Source organism: Pseudomonas sihuiensis, from assembly GCF_900106015.1.
GTDB lineage: Bacteria > Pseudomonadota > Gammaproteobacteria > Pseudomonadales > Pseudomonadaceae > Aquipseudomonas > Aquipseudomonas sihuiensis.
Map to the genome: position 1 here is coordinate 307,884 of NZ_LT629797.1, position 16,713 is coordinate 324,596.

Genomic DNA, 16,713 nt, shown 5'->3' on the forward strand with positions numbered 1-16,713 from the left:
ACCACTGCCAGGTCGCTTGAGCAGGTGGATCGAGCCACCTTGAAACGATGCTATGAGGACAAGCTTTCACTAGGCTTTCATGAACGAAAGATTTTCATGATGGTGTGTTGTTGCGTCATGGCGGGTGACGCAAGGCAGCAAATCAGATGCTGCTTTGGCATTTGAGCAATTCACAGCGGCCGTGGCGGCGCTAAACTGCGCGCCTTTAACGATGCTGCAGCTGGAGGTGGCGGTGCGGATTCTGCTGGTCGAAGACCATCCGCAATTGGCGGAAAGCGTGGCCCAGGCGCTCAAAGGTGCAGGCTGGACGGTGGACGTGCTGCACGATGGCGTGGCTGCTGACCTTGCGCTGTGCAGCGAAGAGTATGCGTTGGCGATTCTCGATATCGGTTTGCCTCGTCTGGACGGCTTTGCCGTGTTGGCGCGCCTGCGTGACCGCGGTCAGACCCTGCCGGTGCTGATGCTGACTGCGCGTGGCGAGGTCAAGGATCGTGTGCACGGCCTCAATCTGGGTGCCGATGACTACCTGGCAAAACCCTTCGAACTGACCGAACTGGAGGCTCGGGTCAAGGCGCTGCTGCGGCGCAGCGTACTCGGCGGCGAACAGTTGCAGCGCTGCGGCGACCTGGTCTACGACCTTGGTGCGCGTCGTTTCAGTCTCAATGGCGAAGCGCTCAGCCTGACTGCCCGTGAGCAGGCGGTGCTGGAGGCGATGATCGCCAGGCTGGGCAGGGTGATGAGCAAGGAGCAACTGGCGGCGCAGGTGTTCGGTCTGGACGAGGACGCCAGCCCGGATGCCATCGAAATCTACATTCACCGCCTACGCAAGAAGCTCGAGGGCAGCGCCGTACGCATCGTCACCTTCCGTGGTCTTGGCTACTTGCTGGAAGCGGTCGAGGCATGAGTCGTGGCGTCAGTCTGCGCGGGCGTCTGCTGCGGCGCCTGGCGCTGCTACTGTCGCTGATCCTGCTGCTGAGCAGTTTCAGTGCCTACTGGAGTGCGCGCCGTGCAGCCGATACCGCCTATGACCGCACGCTGCTGGCATCGGCACGCGCGGTGGCCGATGGTCTGTATGCCGAGGACGGCCGGTTGCGCGCCAATATTCCCTATGTCGCGCTCGATACCTTTGCCTACGACAGCGCCGGACGCATCTACTACCAGGTGCTCGACCTGCAGGGTAATCAGGTTTCCGGTTATGAGGACCTGCCGCCAGCTCCGCCGGGCACGCCGCGTACTGACGATTATCCGGCGTTGGCGCACTTCTACGACGCCGAGTACCGCAACCAGGGTGTGCGTGTGGTCAGCCTGCTGCAGCCAGTCAGCGAACCGCAGCTTAATGGCATCGCTGAAATCCGTGTGGCGGAGACACAGGGCGCGCGCGAGCGCATGGCTCGTGAGCTGCTGATCGGCACCCTGTGGCGTATGGGCTTGCTCTCGTTCAGCGCGCTGCTGCTGGTGTGGTTGGCCGTGAATCTGGCCTTGCGGCCGCTGGAGGCGCTGCGCAGGGAGGTGGCAGAGAGGGCCAGCGACGACCTGCAGCCGCTGCCGGATAGCGGTCTGCCGCGCGAGGTGCTGCCGCTGGTGGAGGCATTGAACCAGTTCAACGAGCGCTTGCGCGGTCTGTTCGAGCGGCAGTCGCAGTTCATCGCCGATGCCGCCCACGAGTTGCGCACGCCGCTGGCGGCACTGAAAGCGCGTATCACCCTGGGCTTGCGTGCCGAACAGCCCGAGGAGTGGCGCAGCACGCTGGAGCAGGTGGCGCAGCAAGGTGATCGTCTGACTTCGCTGGCTAATCAACTGCTGTCCCTGGCGCGTATCGAGAGTGGTGCGCGAGCCATTACCGAAGGCGGCGCGCAGCGTATCGACCTCGGCCAGCTGGCGCGTGAACTGGCTCTGGCCATGGCGCCACTGGCTCACGCCCGTGGCGTCGCGCTGGCGCTGGAGGCCGACCAGCCGGTGTGGATCGATGGCGAGCCGACGTTGCTCAACGAGTTGCTGAATAACCTGCTGGATAACGCATTGGCGCATACACCAGCCGGTGGCAACCTGATCATCCGCGCACTGGCGCCGTCGGTGCTTGAAGTCGAAGATGACGGCCCGGGTATTCCCGAGGCCGAGCATGAGAAGGTTTTCGAGCGTTTCTACCGACGCAGCAGCCTGGGTAATGGTGCAGGCCTTGGTTTGGCCATCGTCGGCGAGATCTGTCGCGCCCATCAGGCTCGAATAAGCCTGCATCAGGTGCAGCCGCATGGCCTGCGGGTGCGTGTCGAGTTTCCGCTGTCAGTGGCTGAGGCTTAACGGCTGCTGAATCTCCAGCAGGTACTGGGAAACCTTGCCACTGTCGCGCAATTGATTCAGACCACGATTGAAGCGCTGCATCAGCTCGGCATTGCCCGGCACCTCGCGCGATAGCAGCAGATGCAGGCTGTCGCTGCGCAGCGGCTTGCGATGAAAGCTCAGGCGCTGGCGTTCGGCAGCGCTGAATTTCTGATAGAGCAGGTCGAAGCCCACCACCTTGTCCATGGGAAACACATCGATGCGCCCGGCTAGCAACTGGCGCAGGCCCTGTTCATCACCGGTCAGGCGCACCACCTCGAGTTCACCGGCGGCTTCGGCGCGTTGAAAGGCTTCGCCGTAGTCATAGCCACGAGTACCGGCAATGCGCAGGCCGCGCAGATCCGTGACATCGTTCCAGTCAAACGCGTGGGGCTTGCGATAAAACAGGTAGTAGCCGCTTTCGACCACCGGCTCGCTGATGTGAAAGTGCCGTTCACGTTCGGGGCTGTGAAACCAGACGGCGCTGCCGTCGCGCACGCCTTGTTCGGCCATTTTCAGCGAGCGCGCCCAGGGGTGAAATTCCCACTGCACGTCGATGCCCTGAAGTGCGAACGCCTCGGCGACGATGCGTGACGCTACGCCATGGTGGGGCAGGGTTTCACCGAGATAGGGCGGCCATTCGCCGTTGGTCAGACGTACCTGCTCGGCAGCCTGGGCACTGCCGAGCAACAGGACGAGCAGGACGAATGCGTAACGCATGGCTCTACTTCCTCAAGCGAATCGTTCGAGTGTAGAGGCGTTATGCCATCCATGGCGAGATGCTTTTATTGCAGCATGCTCATGGCTGCTTCCATGGCAGCGGAGAGGTCTTCGTCGGCCTGCATGTCGACCTGCGGGTCAAGGCCCAGCTTGGCGAAGGCCGGCACCTTGCTCCAATCCAGCTGGGTGTAGGGGTGCTCGCTGCCCAGGTAGCTCTGCAGTGTGGCGACCTGGACGATATCAACATAATCGACCTTGGCCGAGTCGCGGGTGAAGTCCAGATACTGGCTCGGCACGATGGCGATGGGTTCGGGAAATTCCCAAGTGCGCAGGATCTTGTCGCCGATGATCGGGTGAATCTGCTCGATGACATGGTTGAGGCTGATGGAGTCGGCCAGCAGCTCGTTATGCTCTTCGGCGTAGGTGAGGATCGGCAGCACGCCGATCTGGTGCACCAGGCCGGCGAGCGTAGCCTGGTCCGGCATCAGGCGGGTGTAGTGACGGCACAGCACGTGGCAGATACCGGCGATCTCGGTGCTCTTGTTCCACACTTCGCGCATCTTGCGGTCGACCACGTCGCTGGTGGCCTGGAACATCTGCTCCATGGCCAGGCCGGTGGCCAGGTTGCAGGTGTAGTTGATGCCCAGACGGCTGACAGCCATCTGCAGGTCGGTGATTTCCTTGTTGCTGCGCAGCAGCGGGCTGTTGACCACCTTGATGATGCGCGCGGTGAGGGCGGCGTCGTTACCGATTACCTTACTGATCTGCGGAATCCCCACATCCGGGTCTTCGGCTGCTTCACGCACCCGCAATGCCACCTCGGGCAGGGTGGGCAGTACCAGCTCATCGTTTTCGATGGCGTGGATCAGTTCCTGTTGGACTTTTTCGGCAAGCTTGCTCATGAAGTAGCTCTCTTAGGCGATCCGAGGCGGCGCCGGGGAAGTTTAGTCAGCGCTGGATTTCCTGGTTGGCATCCAGCTGATAAGGCAGGTCGAGCAGGGTCAGGGGCGGGCCTTCACTGCTGCCGAGATGAATGCGGCCGTCGTTCACGGCGTCTTCCTGCAATACGGCGAGCAGCTCGATGGCGTCGCCGGCCTGGGCCGCCAGCACCACTTCGCCAACGCTGGAGCCATGCACCGGTGAGAACAATTCGACGCCGACGGCCGGTAGCTCTGCAGCGACCAGACGCAGGCGTTGCAGGCGGCGCTTGAGCTTGCCCAGGTACTGCATGCGCGCGACGATTTCCTGGCCGGTGTAGCAGCCTTTCTTGAAGCTCACGCCGCCGAGGGCCTGCAGGTTGATCATCTGCGGGATGAACAGCTCGCGTGTGGCGCCGAACACCTGGCCCACGCCCGCACGGACCTGGGCCAGCAACCAGTCGTTCAGTGGCGCCTGCGGCAGTTGAGCGGCCAATTGGGCTTGCAGCTTTGGCGCTTCCTCTACTGGCGCCCAGAGCTCGGCACGGCCATCGCTCAGGCGTACGGCGAGCAGTTGGCCGGCGCTGGCCAGGGAATCACTGGCGGTGCCCAGTTGCAGATCGAGTTCGCTCAGCACGGCATCGGCGCCCGCCAGGCCAAAACGGACCCAGGCGGCGCTTTCGTCGCTGAGCTTGGATTTGGAGAACACCGCATATTTCTGCAGATCGGCCTGCTGCGACTCGATCAGTTCGCGTGCCATGGCCAGCAGGTAGCCGTCTTCCACCGGGACGATGCGAAAGCTCGACAGCATGCGGCCCTTGGGCGTGCAGCGGGCGCCAAGGCTGGACTGGCTGGCACTGAGGTAATTGATATTGCAGGTCACTTGGCCCTGCAGGAACTTGGCTGCGTCCGCGCCGCGTACGGCGAGCAGGCCTTCGTGATCGAGGAGTGTGAAGTAAGCGCTATCGGCCATGATGCAAATCGAATCACTGAATAAAGGTCAGGGGCGTCATCATAGTGGGCAGGGTGGGGCCTTGTCAGCGCAATTGCGCAGCGTCTCGGTGAACAGCGAGGCAATTCGCCGTTATACTGCCGGCCTTGTTCGAGGAGTCCGTTGCATGGTTGAGCAAAGTGAACTGAATCGCCTGTTCTGGCATAGCCGCCGTGGCATGCTGGAGCTGGACGTGCTGCTGGTGCCTTTCGTCAAGGAGGTATACCCGAGCCTGGATGCCGAGAACCAGGCGCGCTATCGCAAGCTGCTGGAGTGCGAGGATCAGGACATGTTCGGCTGGTTCATGCAGCGCGGCGAGCCCGAGGATGCCGACCTGCGCCATATCGTGCGCATGATCCTGGACCGTGTCCAACCCAAGTGATGCCTTCGAGTGCCGTTGGCAGCCGTCACGCTGGCTGCTGAGGCTCTACCTGTCGGTCCAGGCGCTGGCCCTGCTGGCGCCGTGGCTGGCCGACATTCCCATGTGGTCTAAGCTGCTGTCACTCGTGGCGTGCCTGGCACACGCCGCCTGGGTGCTACCGCGACACGTCCTGCTGACTGCGCCACGGGCCATCACGGGTTTGCGCCGTGATGGATTCGGCTGGCATCTATATAGCGTTGCGGCAGGCTGGCAGGCGGTGCAACTGCGCCCGGACAGTCTGGCGTTGCCGCGGGTGGTGGTGCTGCGCTATCGCCTGCCAGGCCAGCGTTTCAGTCGCGGGCTGTGCATCGCCCGCGATGCGCTGGCGCCCGAGCAGCACCGGCGCCTGCGCTTGCGTCTGAAGTTCAGCCGACGGCGCTGGGCTGAGCCTGGTACGTCGGCGTCAGAATAGTGTCGCGGGCTTCGGCCAACTGCTCGGGGTAGTCGAGGGTGTAGTGCAGCCCGCGGCTTTCATGACGCTGCATGGCCGAGCGGATCATCAGCTCGGCGACCAGTGCGAGGTTGCGCAGCTCGATCAAATCGCGACTGACCTTGTAGTTGCTGTAGAACTCGTCGATCTCGTCCAGCAGCAGGCGCACCCGGTGTTGCGCGCGCTGCAGACGCTTGTTGGTGCGCACGATGCCGACGTAGTCCCACATGAAACGCCGCAGCTCATCCCAGTTGTGGGCGATGATCACGTCCTCGTCGGAGTCGGTCACCTGGCTGGCGTCCCAGTCTGGGAGGTTGGTGGGCATGCCGATAGTGTCCAGCTGCTCGACGATATCGGCGCAGGCTGAGCGCGCATAAACGAAGCATTCGAGCAGCGAATTGCTGGCCATGCGGTTGGCGCCATGCAGGCCGGTGAAGCTGGTTTCGCCAATGGCGTAGAGGCCGGGCACGTCGGTGCGGCCATGCTGGTCGACCACCACGCCACCGCAGGTGTAATGCGCCGCCGGCACCACCGGGATGGGCTGCTTGGTGATGTCGATGCCAAAGCCCAGGCAGCGTTCGTAGACGGTGGGGAAATGACTCTTGATGAATTCGGCCGGCTTGTGACTGATGTCCAGGTACACGCAGTCGACACCCAGGCGCTTCATTTCATGGTCGATGGCGCGGGCAACGATATCGCGTGGTGCCAGTTCGGCGCGCTCATCGAAACGCTGCATGAAGCGTTCGCCATTGGGCAGCTTGAGCAGGCCGCCTTCGCCACGCACGGCTTCGGTGATCAGGAAGCTCTTGGCCTGCGGGTGATACAGGCAGGTAGGGTGGAACTGGTTGAACTCCAGGTTGCCGACGCGACAGCCGGCACGCCAGGCCATGGCGATGCCATCGCCACAGGCGCCGTCGGGGTTGCTGGTATAGAGGTAGACCTTGGCCGCGCCGCCGGTGGCGAGAATCACGAAGCGCGCGCTGAAGGTGTCCACTTCACCGCGGTCACGATCCAGTACGTAAGCGCCCAGGCAGCGCTCGCCATCCAGGCCGAGCTTGCGCTCGGTAATCAGGTCGACGGCGACGCGCTGCTCCAGCAGCTCGATGTTCGGGCGTTGTCGGGCCTGCTCCAGCAGGGTATTGAAAATTGCCGCGCCGGTCGCGTCGGCGGCGTGGATGATGCGCCGATGGCTGTGGCCGCCCTCGCGGGTCAGATGGAACTCGAAGCCGCCGTCCTCGCGCGCGGTTTCATCGTCTCGGGTGAAGGGGACGCCCTGATCGATCAGCCACTGGATGGCCTCGCGGCTGTGTTCTACGGTGAAACGCACGGCGTCTTCGCTGCACAGACCGGCACCGGCGTTGAGGGTGTCGGCGACGTGTGATTCGACCGTGTCGGTATCGTCCAGAACGGCTGCCACGCCACCTTGCGCCCAGTAGGTCGAGCCATTGGCCAGCTTGCCTTTGCTCAATACCGCGATGCGCAGATGGGAAGGTAGGGTGAGGGCGAGCGTCAGGCCTGCGGCGCCGCTGCCGATGACCAGAACATCGTGCTGGAAGTGTTGGCTCATGTCCGAGTTCCGCGTGAAAGCGAGCCCTAGTATATAGAGAGGGGCAGCGGCACAATAGGTGGCTTATGACCGACCGCCGTGCTCGGGAACTTTCTTAGTCGTTAAGGTTCCATAGAGGGTCGCCCATATAAGGGAGAGCGCTTGCGCGTGCCTGCATCTGAAGTCAGCGGAGGGTGTGGAAATGAGCGGCGATAAGATTATTTGCGCGAGCGGAAATGTTCCGCTGGCGCCATTCCAGGCAGAGGGAAGAAAACTCTGCGGGAAGCTTGCTTGGAGGGGAGAACTTTTGCGTAAGACCCGAGTCTATCTTGGCAAGCTGATTCGCTTACGGGCGCAGACCTCCTCCGGGCGTTATGAGGAGAGTGCATGCTAACCCAGGAAGATGATCAGCAGCTGGTCGAGCGAGTGCAGCGTGGTGACAAGCGTGCCTTCGATCTGTTGGTGCTGAAGTATCAGCACAAGATCCTCGGTTTGATCGTGCGATTCGTGCACGACACCCACGAGGCTCAGGATGTCGCTCAGGAGGCTTTCGTAAAAGCCTACCGAGCGCTTGGAAACTTTCGCGGTGACAGCGCGTTCTATACATGGCTGTACCGCATCGCCATCAACACGGCGAAGAATTATCTGGTGTCACGCGGTCGGCGGCCGCCAGATAGTGATGTCAGTAGCGATGACGCGGAGTTCTATGACGGCGACCACGGCCTCAAGGACATCGAGTCACCGGAGCGGGCATTGCTGCGCGACGAGATCGAAGCCACCGTGCATCGAACCATCGCCCAGTTGCCGGATGATTTGCGCACGGCCCTGACCCTGCGTGAGTTCGAAGGCTTGAGTTACGAGGACATTGCCGGCGTCATGCAGTGTCCGGTAGGTACGGTGCGTTCGCGGATATTCCGTGCGCGTGAGGCAATTGATAAGTCCCTGCAGCCTCTGTTGCAGGAAACCTAAGGCAGCGGCGACAGCCAAGAGAGGAACACCATGAGTCGTGAAACCCTGCAGGAATCGCTGTCCGCGGTGATGGATAACGAAGCGGACGAACTGGAACTGCGGCGTGTGCTAACAGCCAGCGATGATGGCGAGCTGCGCGGCACCTGGTCGCGTTACCAGCTCGCCCGTGCAGCCATGCATCGTGAGCTGGTGGTGCCGCATCTGGACATCGCATCTGCGGTTTCCGCGGCGCTGGCCGACGAAGCCGTTCCGGCACGCAAGACGCCGATCTGGCGTAGTGTCGGGCGTGTAGCCGTCGCAGCATCGGTAACCGTTGCAGTGCTGGCGGGTGTGCGCTTCTACAATCAGGATGACCTGAGCGGCGCCCAATTGGCCCAACAGGAGGCTTCTCCGGTACTCTCGGTACCGCAGGTGCAAGGTCCTGCGCTGCTCGCTGGTTACAACAGCAGCGAGGAAGCCGGCGAAGCCGCCGAAGCTGGCACTGCCAGCTGGCATGAGCAGCGCTTGCCGAACTACCTGCGTCAACATGCGCAGGAAGCCGTGATGGGTACCGGTGAAACCGCTCTGCCTTATGCTCGGGCTGCAAGTCTGGAAAACCGCTAAGCGCTAAGGAGTCACATGCGCGCGATTCCCCTCTACCTTCTCGGTGGTCTGCTGGCGTTGCCGGTTCAGGCCTCCGAGGTGCAAGACTTGCTCGGGCGCCTCGCTGCGGCAGAGCGCCAGCAAAGCTTCCAGGGCACGTTCATCTATGAGCGCAATGGAAGCTTCTCCACCCATGCCGTGTGGCATCGGGTAGAGGAGGGGGGCGAAGTTCGCGAGCGCCTTCTGCAGCTCGATGGGCCTGCCCAGGAGGTGCTGAAAGTCGATGGTCAGGCTCAGTGCGTCACTGGCGCGTTGGCTGACCAAGTCAGTGAAGGGCAGGCTTGGCCTGCTCGCCAGTTGGCTGTCGAGCAGTTGAGCAACTGGTATGACATTCGTGTCGTGGGTCAGTCGCGCATCGCCAATCGTCCAGCAGTCGTTCTGGTGCTGGCGCCCAAGGACCAGCATCGCTACGGCTTCGAATTGCACCTGGACCGGGAGACCGGTCTGCCGTTGAAATCCCTCCTGTTGAACGAGCGTGGCCAGCTTCTGGAGCGCTTCCAGTTCGCTCAGCTGGATACCTCTGTACCCGCTGAAAATGCCATGCAGCCGAGTTCGAGCTGCAGGCCGGTGCGTTTTCGTGCTGCCGACAGCATGGCCGAAGGTACCTGGCGATCCGACTGGCTGCCGCCGGGCTTTACTCTGACTACTGCGCAGGTGCGCCGCGCGCCTTCCGCTGATGACCCCGTCACCTACCTCATGTATGGCGATGGCCTGGCGCGATTCTCGGTTTTTCTCGAACCTCTGAAAGGTCGCGTCGTCGAGGATGCGCGCAGTCAGCTGGGCCCGACCGTCGCGGTTTCGCGGCGGATGAGTACCGACTCTGGTGACGTGATGGTGACCGTAGTGGGTGAGATTCCCTTGGGGACTGCCGAACGCATCGCCCTGTCCATGCGCGCCGGAGTGCCTGAACAGGCGAGCCAATGATCGAGGAGCAGGGGCGTGTAGTGGCGCTCGAGCCCGGCGCTGTCTGGGTCGAGACGCTGCGCAAGAGCACCTGCTCCAGTTGTTCGGCCAATGCCGCCTGTGGTCAGGGCTTGATGGATCGTCTCGGTGTAGGGCGGCAGCGCGGTTATGTGCGCGCGCTCAGTCAAATGCAACTGGCGATTGGCGATAGCGTGATCATCGGTGTGCGTGAAGATCTTTTGGTGCGCAGTTCTCTGCTGGTTTATCTGCTTCCGCTTCTGGGTCTGTTTGCCGCTGCGCTGCTGGCGGACGGTCTAGGTCTTTCCGAACCTCTGGTGATCCTGGCAGGCCTGAGTGGCCTGTTCGCCAGTTGGCTGATGGTTCGCTGGCGCGCCGCTCGCGTTGCCGAGAACCCCTTATTGCAGCCCGTTGTCCTACGTACGCTGCTGGCCACTGCGCCAGCGGCCGGTTGAGAGTGTCCGAGTTTTACATGGGGAGTGGTAGTTCGATGAGAAAACTCAAGTCCATTGCGCCGTTGTTGGCGGTTGCCTTGCTCTGGGGGCAAAGTCTGCTGGCTCAGGCCAGCCTGCCTGATTTCACCGATCTGGTAGAAGAGGCCTCGCCTGCGGTGGTCAATATCAGTACCCGCCAGAAGATGCCCGAGCGCGCCGTTGCCGGGCAGCCGGGCTTGCCTGATCTGGAAGGGCTGCCGCCGATGTTCCGCGAGTTCTTCGAGCGCAGCATCCCTCAGATTCCGCGTAATCCGGGTGGTCGCCAGCGCGAAGCGCAGTCGCTGGGTTCCGGTTTCATCATCTCGCCGGACGGCTACATCATGACCAACAATCATGTGGTCGCTGACGCCGATGAAATCATCGTGCGTCTGTCTGATCGCAGCGAGCTGGAAGCCAAATTGATTGGTGCCGATCCGCGTAGCGACGTCGCGTTGCTCAAGGTCGAGGGCAAGGACCTGCCTGTGGTTCGCCTGGGTAAGGCCGATGACCTGAAGGTCGGCGAGTGGGTGCTGGCCATCGGTTCGCCGTTCGGCTTCGATCACTCGGTGACGGCAGGGATCGTCAGCGCCAAGGGGCGTAACCTGCCGAGCGACAGCTATGTACCGTTCATCCAGACCGATGTGGCTATCAACCCGGGCAACTCTGGCGGCCCACTGTTCAACCTGCAAGGTGAGGTGGTGGGCATCAATTCGCAGATCTTCACCCGTTCCGGCGGTTTCATGGGGCTGTCCTTTGCCATCCCGATGGAAGTGGCCATGCAGGTGGCCGACCAGCTTAAGGCTGATGGCAAGGTGACCCGCGGCTGGCTCGGCGTAGTGATTCAGGAAGTGAACAAGGATCTGGCCGAGTCCTTCGGCCTGGACAAGCCGGCTGGCGCGCTGGTCGCGCAGGTACTTGAAGATGGGCCGGCGGACAAGGGCGGTCTGCAGGTAGGTGACGTGATTCTCAGCCTCAATGGCAAGCCGATCATCATGTCGGCTGACCTGCCGCACCTCGTGGGTGGTCTGAAGCCGGGTGAGAAAGCCGAGCTGGATGTCGTACGTGATGGCTCGCGCAAGAAGCTCAACGTTACCGTCGGCACGCTGCCGGAGGAAGGCCAGGAACTGGCGTCTTCCGGTTCGGCGCAGGGTGGCGAGCGCAGCAACAACCGCCTGGGTGTAACGGTGGTGGAGCTGACTGCCGAGCAGAAGAAAGGCCTCGACCTCAAGGGCGGGGTGGTAGTCAAGGAAGTGCTCAATGGTCCTGCGGCCATGATTGGCCTGCGTCCTGGTGACGTGATCACCCACCTGAACAATCAGGCCATTGACTCCATCAGCGCCTTCACCCAGGTGGCGCAGGATCTGCCGAAGAATCGTTCGGTATCCATGCGCGTGCTGCGTCAGGGGCGTGCCAGCTTCATCACCTTCAAGCTGGCTGAGTAATCCGGGCAAGGCTGAAGAGGGGCGCTTTCGAGCGCCCTTCTTCGTATCCGCGCCAATGCTGTGCAGGCGTGACGCGGTCATGAGGGATCGGGTACAATCCGCGGCTATTTTCGGCAAGCGTCTTGCCTGCGCCTTCTTTGAGTGTTGATCCGTGAGTGACCTGAGTCATATCCGCAATTTTTCCATCATTGCCCACATCGACCACGGCAAGTCCACCCTGGCTGACCGTTTCATCCAGATGTGCGGCGGCCTCGCCGCACGTGAAATGGAGGCTCAGGTTCTCGACTCCATGGACCTGGAGCGCGAGCGCGGCATCACCATCAAGGCCCACAGCGTCACCCTTCACTACAAGGCGAAGGACGGCAAGACGTACCAATTGAACTTCATCGACACCCCCGGTCACGTGGACTTCACCTACGAAGTTTCACGCTCGCTGGCTGCCTGCGAGGGCGCGCTGCTGGTGGTCGACGCGGGCCAGGGCGTCGAGGCACAGTCGGTTGCCAACTGCTACACCGCCATCGAGCAGGGCCTGGAAGTGATGCCCGTGCTGAACAAGATGGACCTGCCCCAGGCCGACCCGGACCGCGTCAAGGACGAGATCGAGAAGATCATCGGCATCGACGCCACCGACGCCGTGGCTTGCAGCGCCAAGAGCGGCATGGGTGTGGACGAAGTGCTCGAGCGTCTGGTGCAGACCATTCCGGCGCCCGAGGGTGAGATCGATGCGCCGTTGCAGGCGCTGATCATCGACTCCTGGTTCGACAACTACCTGGGCGTGGTCTCGCTGGTGCGCGTACGCCAGGGCCGCGTCAAGAAAGGTGACAAGATTCTGGTCAAGTCCACCGGCAAGGTGCATCTGGTCGACAGCGTCGGTGTCTTCACCCCGAAACATACCGCCACCGCCGACCTCAAGGCCGGTGAAGTGGGCTTCATCATCGCCAGCATCAAGGACATTCACGGCGCGCCGGTGGGCGACACCCTGACCCTGTCCTCGACCCCCGAAGTGGAAGTGCTGCCGGGCTTCAAGAAGATCCAGCCGCAGGTCTACGCCGGTCTGTTCCCGGTCAGCTCCGACGATTTCGAGGACTTCCGCGACGCCCTGCAGAAGCTGACCCTCAACGACTCGTCGCTGCAGTATGCGCCGGAAAGCTCCGACGCCCTTGGCTTCGGCTTCCGTTGCGGCTTCCTCGGCATGCTGCACATGGAGATCATCCAGGAGCGCCTGGAGCGCGAGTACGACCTGGACCTGATCACCACCGCGCCGAGCGTGATCTACGAGCTCGAGCTCAAGACCGGTGAAACCATCACCGTCGACAACCCGTCCAAGCTGCCGGACGTTTCGTCCGTCGCCGATTTCCGCGAGCCGATCGTCACCGCGACCATTCTGGTGCCGCAGGAACACCTGGGTAACGTCATCACCCTGTGCATCGAGAAGCGTGGCGTGCAGCGTGACATGCAATTCCTCGGTTCCCAGGTTCAGGTTCGCTATGACCTGCCGATGAACGAGGTGGTGCTGGACTTCTTCGATCGTCTGAAGTCGACCAGCCGTGGTTATGCCTCGCTGGACTATCATTTCGATCGCTACCAGTCTGCCAACCTGGTCAAGCTGGACGTGCTGATCAATGGTGACAAGGTCGATGCCCTGGCATTGATCGTGCACCGTGACAACGCCGCCTACAAAGGCCGTGCGTTGACCGAGAAGATGAAGGAACTGATCCCTCGGCAGATGTTCGATGTGGCGATCCAGGCAGCCATTGGCGGCCAGATCATCGCGCGGACCACTGTCAAGGCACTCAGAAAGAACGTACTGGCCAAGTGTTACGGTGGCGACGTGAGCCGTAAGAAGAAGCTGCTCGAGAAGCAGAAAGCCGGTAAGAAACGCATGAAGCAGGTCGGCAACGTGGAAATCCCACAGGAAGCCTTCCTCGCTGTGCTCAGGTTGGATAGCTAAGGCTCTATGTCGATCAATTTCCCGCTCCTGTTGGTTATCGCGGTCGCCGTTTGCGGCTTCCTGGCCCTGATCGATCTGATTCTGCTGGCTCCGCGCCGCCGTGCGGCGATTGCGGCCTACCAGGGGCGGGTCGATGATCCGGACGACAGGGTGCTGGAGCGCCTGAGCAAGGAGCCCTTGCTGGTCGAGTACGGCAAATCCTTCTTCCCAGTCCTGGCCATCGTGCTGGTGCTGCGCTCGTTTCTGGTCGAGCCGTTCCAGATTCCTTCCGGATCGATGAAGCCGACTCTGGAAGTGGGCGATTTCATCCTGGTCAACAAGTTCGCCTACGGCATTCGCCTGCCGGTAATCGACGAGAAGATCATCGAGGTGGACAACCCGCAACGCGGCGATGTGATGGTGTTCCGCTACCCCAGCGATCCCACCATCAACTACATCAAGCGCGTGGTGGGCCTGCCGGGTGATCGCATCGAGTACACCCAGGGCAAGCGTCTGCTGATCAACGGCGAGCCGGTGGCCGAGAAGTTGGTCGGCGAAGAGCCTGGCAGCCTGGGCGGTGCGATGCTCTATCAGGAGCGTCTGGGTCAGGTCGAGCACACCATCCGCAAGGAAATGACCCGCATGCGCCGCGAGCCCGGCGGCCAATGGGTGGTGCCGGAAGGGCACTACTTCATGATGGGCGACAACCGTGACAACTCCAACGACAGCCGTTACTGGCGTGATCGTCATATCCCTCAGGAGCTGTGGGGCATGGTCCCTGACGACCATATCGTCGGCAAGGCATTCGCCATCTGGATGAGCTGGCCTGAGCCAAAGACCGGCAATCTGCCCAACTTCTCGCGTGTCGGCCTGATTCATTGAGCACTGGCGCGCTGCTTTCGTCAGCGCCGCAGGCTATAAATAGTCTGGCCGTCAGGCTTTCCAACAAGACCGTCTATTGGGGATATATATGACTTTCGCGCGCTCGCAGCAGGGGCTTTCCATTCTGGGTTGGCTGGTGGTTCTGGCCGTAGTGGCATTCTTCGCCAGCACAGCGTTCAAGGTGCTGCCGCATTACCTGGACTATATGTCCATGGAGAAGATCATTACCTCGGTAGAAACCGACAAGGCTTCGGATGTTCGCACCGTCGGTGAGTTTTACAACCACGTGAGCAAGGGTATGCAGGTCAACAACATTCGTGACCTGAACATGCGCGACGCCATGCAGGTGAAGGTGGAAAACAACGAGTTTCTGGTCCACCTCAAATATGAAAAACGCGAGCCGCTGATCGAGAACCTCGATCTGGTGGTGAATTTCGACAAAGAATTTCGTGTACGGATGCCGTGAGTCCCAATCTGTCCCGCCTCGAGCGCAAGCTCGGCTATAGCTTCAAGGACCAGGATCTGATGATCCTGGCTCTGACCCATCGCAGTTTCGCCGGCCGCAACAACGAGCGGCTGGAATTTCTCGGTGATGCCATTCTCAACTTCGTAGCCGGTGAGGCGCTGTTCGAGCGCTTTCCGCAGGCCCGCGAAGGTCAGTTGTCGCGCCTGCGCGCGCGCCTGGTCAAGGGCGAGACCCTGGCCGTGCTGGCGCGCGGTTTCGAGCTGGGCGAATATCTGCGCCTGGGCTCCGGTGAGCTGAAGAGCGGCGGTTTCCGCCGTGAGTCGATCCTCGCCGATGCGCTGGAGGCGCTGATCGGCGCCATCTATCTGGATGCCGGCATGGAGGCGGCGCGCGAGCGCGTGCTGGACTGGCTGACCGGCGAGCTGGACGGCCTGACGCTGGTCGATACCAACAAGGATCCGAAAACGCGCCTGCAGGAGTTTCTGCAATCGCGCGCCTGCGAACTGCCTCGTTACGAGGTGGTGGAGGTTCAGGGCGAGCCGCACTGCCGTACCTTCATGGTCGAGTGCCAGGTGGCCCTGCTCAATGAAAAGACCCTGGGCCAGGGCGGCAGCCGGCGTATCGCCGAGCAGGTCGCTGCGGCTGCGGCGCTGATCGCCCTTGGGGTGGAGAATGGCAATGACTGATGCACCTGTTACCCGCTGCGGCTACGTCGCCATCGTCGGCCGGCCCAACGTGGGCAAGTCGACGCTGCTCAACCACATCCTCGGACAAAAGCTGGCGATCACCTCGCGCAAGCCGCAGACCACCCGTCACAACATGCTTGGGATCAAGACCGAGGGCGACATCCAGGCCGTCTACGTCGATACGCCCGGCCTGCACAAGCACAACGACAAGGCGCTCAACCGCTACATGAACCGCAGTGCGTCCACTGCGCTGAAGGACGTCGACGTGGTGGTGTTCGTGGTCGACCGCATGCGCTGGACCGACGAGGATCAACTGGTGCTGGAAAAGGTCCAGCACGTCAAATGCCCGATCCTGCTGGCGGTGAACAAGGCCGATCGTCTGGAAGACAAGAGCGAGCTGCTGCCGCACCTGAACTGGCTGGCCGAGCAACTGCCGCAGGCCGAGATCGTGCCGATCTCCGCGCTGCAGGGGCAGAACCTCGACACCCTGGAGAAACTGGTGGGCGAGCGTCTGCCGGAATCTGAACATTTCTACCCGGAAGACCAGATCACCGACCGCTCCAGCCGCTTCCTGGCTGCCGAGCTGATCCGCGAGAAGATCATGCGTCAGCTCGGCGCCGAGTTGCCGTACCAGATCACCGTGGAAATCGAGGAATTCAAGCAGGAGGGCCGCATTCTGCATATCCACGGCCTGATCCTGGTGGAGCGCGACGGGCAGAAGAAGATCATCATCGGCGACAAGGGCGAGCGCATCAAACGCATCGGCGCGGACGCGCGCAAGGACATGGAAACCATGTTCGACTCCAAGGTGATGCTCAACCTCTGGGTCAAGGTCAAAGGTGGCTGGTCCGACGACGAGCGCGCCCTGCGTTCGCTGGGTTACCTGGATTAGCGGCTGCAGGCCGCAGGCTACAGGCTGCAGGAAAACAGCCTGAAGCCTGAAGCCTGAAGCCTGAAGCCT

18 protein-coding genes are annotated in these 16,713 nt (G+C 61.9%); 14 read left to right on the forward strand and 4 right to left on the reverse strand.

Going from position 1 to position 16,713, the window contains the following annotated elements; all coding sequences use genetic code 11:
* Window positions 1–232 precede the first annotated feature (232 nt).
* Both BLT86_RS01605 and BLT86_RS01610 read left to right on the forward strand, forming a co-directional pair.
* The gene (locus BLT86_RS01605) at window positions 233–904 is read left to right on the forward strand and encodes a response regulator (protein ID WP_026088647.1); all 672 of its coding nucleotides are present in this window, start codon (window positions 233–235) and stop codon (window positions 902–904) included.
* Window positions 901–2,298 (forward strand): sensor histidine kinase, encoded by a 1,398-nt coding sequence (locus tag BLT86_RS01610; protein WP_021488459.1) that lies wholly within the window; start codon window positions 901–903, stop codon window positions 2,296–2,298. The genes BLT86_RS01605 and BLT86_RS01610 overlap by 4 nt, the downstream gene beginning before the upstream one ends.
* On the opposite strand, the gene BLT86_RS01615 is transcribed toward BLT86_RS01610, so the two are convergent.
* The 3 genes from BLT86_RS01615 to ygfZ form a co-directional block, all read right to left on the reverse strand.
* Entirely contained in the window at window positions 2,281–3,036 is a 756-nt protein-coding gene (locus BLT86_RS01615; RefSeq protein WP_055987478.1) for a substrate-binding periplasmic protein, read from the reverse strand. The two genes, BLT86_RS01610 and BLT86_RS01615, sit on opposite strands and share 18 nt — an antisense overlap.
* Window positions 3,037–3,101: 65 nt before the next feature.
* On the reverse strand, window positions 3,102–3,938 hold the full coding sequence (locus tag BLT86_RS01620; RefSeq protein ID WP_017677773.1) for an HDOD domain-containing protein: 837 nt from the start codon (window positions 3,936–3,938) through the stop codon (window positions 3,102–3,104).
* Between the two features lie 46 nt (window positions 3,939–3,984).
* Window positions 3,985–4,926, reverse strand: coding sequence for a CAF17-like 4Fe-4S cluster assembly/insertion protein YgfZ (gene ygfZ, locus BLT86_RS01625; protein WP_017677772.1), 942 nt, complete (start codon window positions 4,924–4,926; stop codon window positions 3,985–3,987).
* 145 nt (window positions 4,927–5,071) lie between these two features.
* On the opposite strand from ygfZ, the gene BLT86_RS01630 reads away from it, so the two are divergent.
* Window positions 5,072–5,326 (forward strand): FAD assembly factor SdhE, encoded by a 255-nt coding sequence (locus BLT86_RS01630; RefSeq protein ID WP_017677771.1) that lies wholly within the window; start codon window positions 5,072–5,074, stop codon window positions 5,324–5,326.
* A complete protein-coding gene (locus BLT86_RS01635) occupies window positions 5,310–5,777 on the forward strand; it encodes a protein YgfX (protein ID WP_017677770.1) in 468 nt (155 codons plus the stop codon). The genes BLT86_RS01630 and BLT86_RS01635 overlap by 17 nt, the downstream gene beginning before the upstream one ends.
* Here the strand turns inward: BLT86_RS01635 and nadB are convergent.
* Entirely contained in the window at window positions 5,731–7,362 is a 1,632-nt protein-coding gene (gene nadB / locus BLT86_RS01640) for an L-aspartate oxidase (RefSeq protein ID WP_017677769.1), read from the reverse strand. The genes BLT86_RS01635 and nadB overlap by 47 nt on opposite strands.
* A gap of 366 nt (window positions 7,363–7,728) precedes the next feature.
* Here nadB and rpoE point away from each other — a divergent pair, with 366 nt between their 5' ends.
* The 10 genes from rpoE to era all read left to right on the forward strand — a co-directional run bounded on the left by rpoE (window position 7,729) and on the right by era (window position 16,644).
* Complete coding sequence (gene rpoE, locus BLT86_RS01645) at window positions 7,729–8,310, forward strand: RNA polymerase sigma factor RpoE (protein ID WP_017677768.1); 582 nt, start codon at window positions 7,729–7,731, stop codon at window positions 8,308–8,310.
* A gap of 30 nt (window positions 8,311–8,340) precedes the next feature.
* Window positions 8,341–8,913, forward strand: coding sequence for a sigma-E factor negative regulatory protein (locus BLT86_RS01650; RefSeq protein WP_017677767.1), 573 nt, complete (start codon window positions 8,341–8,343; stop codon window positions 8,911–8,913).
* 15 nt (window positions 8,914–8,928) lie between these two features.
* The gene (locus BLT86_RS01655) at window positions 8,929–9,876 is read left to right on the forward strand and encodes a MucB/RseB C-terminal domain-containing protein (RefSeq protein WP_017677766.1); all 948 of its coding nucleotides are present in this window, start codon (window positions 8,929–8,931) and stop codon (window positions 9,874–9,876) included.
* Window positions 9,873–10,328 (forward strand): SoxR reducing system RseC family protein, encoded by a 456-nt coding sequence (locus BLT86_RS01660; protein WP_017677765.1) that lies wholly within the window; start codon window positions 9,873–9,875, stop codon window positions 10,326–10,328. The genes BLT86_RS01655 and BLT86_RS01660 overlap by 4 nt, the downstream gene beginning before the upstream one ends.
* A 35-nt stretch (window positions 10,329–10,363) precedes the next feature.
* Window positions 10,364–11,788 carry a DegQ family serine endoprotease gene (locus BLT86_RS01665; RefSeq protein WP_017677764.1) on the forward strand — a complete coding sequence of 475 codons (1,425 nt, stop codon included), beginning with the start codon at window positions 10,364–10,366 and terminating at the stop codon, window positions 11,786–11,788.
* Window positions 11,789–11,939: 151 nt separating this feature from the next.
* A complete protein-coding gene (gene lepA, locus BLT86_RS01670; protein WP_024307439.1) occupies window positions 11,940–13,739 on the forward strand; it encodes a translation elongation factor 4 in 1,800 nt (599 codons plus the stop codon).
* Window positions 13,740–13,745: 6 nt separating this feature from the next.
* Complete coding sequence (lepB, locus tag BLT86_RS01675) at window positions 13,746–14,600, forward strand: signal peptidase I (RefSeq protein ID WP_024307440.1); 855 nt, start codon at window positions 13,746–13,748, stop codon at window positions 14,598–14,600.
* A gap of 88 nt (window positions 14,601–14,688) precedes the next feature.
* Window positions 14,689–15,066 (forward strand): DUF4845 domain-containing protein, encoded by a 378-nt coding sequence (locus BLT86_RS01680; protein ID WP_024307441.1) that lies wholly within the window; start codon window positions 14,689–14,691, stop codon window positions 15,064–15,066.
* The gene (gene rnc, locus BLT86_RS01685) at window positions 15,063–15,752 is read left to right on the forward strand and encodes a ribonuclease III (RefSeq protein WP_092374330.1); all 690 of its coding nucleotides are present in this window, start codon (window positions 15,063–15,065) and stop codon (window positions 15,750–15,752) included. The genes BLT86_RS01680 and rnc overlap by 4 nt, the downstream gene beginning before the upstream one ends.
* Window positions 15,739–16,644 (forward strand): GTPase Era, encoded by a 906-nt coding sequence (gene era / locus BLT86_RS01690; RefSeq protein ID WP_178101852.1) that lies wholly within the window; start codon window positions 15,739–15,741, stop codon window positions 16,642–16,644. Before rnc ends, era begins: the two co-directional genes overlap by 14 nt.
* Window positions 16,645–16,713 lie beyond the last annotated feature (69 nt).